General features: G+C 71.4%; 2 pseudogenes. One reads left to right on the top strand and one right to left on the bottom strand.

The window, feature by feature from the left end:
- Positions 1-466, bottom strand: a pseudogene (locus ASF38_RS18470) (hypothetical protein); the annotation flags it as partial.
- A 149-nt stretch (positions 467-615) separates the two neighbouring features.
- Here ASF38_RS18470 and ASF38_RS18010 point away from each other — a divergent pair.
- Positions 616-1398 (top strand): annotated as a pseudogene (locus ASF38_RS18010) (molybdopterin-binding oxidoreductase); the annotation flags it as partial.

Genomic DNA, 1398 nt, shown 5'->3' with positions numbered 1-1398 from the left:
TCGCCTGCACGGTGCGCACCGCGTCCGCGCACGACGGCGTGACCACACCACGGTCCAGCCAGTCGTCCAGCTGGCGAAGGAGGGCGTCGCCCCCCAGCCTCTCGCCGCGGTAGGGCACGGTCAGCTCGGTCTCCGGCTCCGCCTCGCCCTGGACGGTGGTCGTGCTGAGCACCTGGTCCAGCGGCGTCACCGCCAGGGCCTCGTCGAGGGCGACGTCGTCGAACCGCATGGCCGCATGCGCGCTGCGCAGCCCCTCGGCCGCGATCGATCGCGCAGCCACCGCATCCCCGACGCCGGCCTCCACGGCCCGGCGGAAGTGCTGGAGGTACTGCCGCCGCCAGGCCGTCTCGTGCTCGACGGCGCGCGCACCGACCGGATCGGCGGGCCGCAGCGCATCGGCCAGGACCTCCCTCGCCGTGGCGGACGTGCTCTCGGACCGGAACTGCACTCCCTCGCGCGTGGTCATGACGACAGCCTAGGAACCCTGGGAGCGCAGGGGAAACCGGCGGCCGAAGGTAACTGCGAGTGACACACGATCTTGTTCACGACACGCCGACGTGAACACTTTTTTGGATCTGGACCCATCCAGGCCCGTCACGGTCCCGAATCACGTGCATGAGCCACTCGATCGCCACCCAGACCACGCGGGCCACCGCTCCGTGGTGGACCGGTGCCGTGTCGGGCCTGCTCGCTGCGGTCGCAGGCGTCGCAGCCGGATCGGGCGTCGCCACTCTGCTGGGCGTCCCGACGCCGATCGAGTCGGTCGGCAACCGGGTGATCGACCTGGTGCCCCGTCCGCTCAAGGAATTCGCCATCGAGCAGTTCGGGACGAACGACAAGCCCGTGCTCATCGGCGGCGTCGCCGTGACCCTCCTGGTCGCCGCGGCCGTCGCCGGCTGGTTGGGCCTGCGTCGGCCGCGGCTCGCCCTCGGCATCACGGCGCTGCTGGGGATCGTCGCTCTCCTGACCGCGGTCCTCGACCGCACCTCGACGGCCAACGTCGTCGTCACCGCCATCCCCTCCGCCGTCACCCTCGTCGTGAGCGTGTTCCTCCTGATGCGCTTCCTCAGCGCACTCGAGCTCGCGCCGAAGGTCGGTGACGAGACGCCCGCCGGCTTCGACCGCCGCGCCTTCCTGCAGGTCGTCCTGGCCGCCAGCGCCGTCATGGCGATCGGCGGCGGCGTCACCCGCTTCCTCGGCTCCAGTGCCGGTCGTGAGTCCCGTGCCTCGGTCAAGCTCCCGAAGGCTGCCGTACCGGCCAGCGCGGTGCCGCCCGGCGCCCAGGTGGAGCTGAAGGGGATCAGCCCCTACGTGACGCCGAACAAGGACTTCTACCGCATCGACACCGCCCTGCGCGTGCCGCAGGTCGACGCGAGCACGTTCAACCTCCGCATCCAC

Source organism: Aeromicrobium sp. Leaf272 (genome assembly GCF_001422865.1).
Lineage (GTDB): Bacteria > Actinomycetota > Actinomycetes > Propionibacteriales > Nocardioidaceae > Aeromicrobium.
This window is presented reverse-complemented; position numbering and strand designations above follow the sequence as displayed.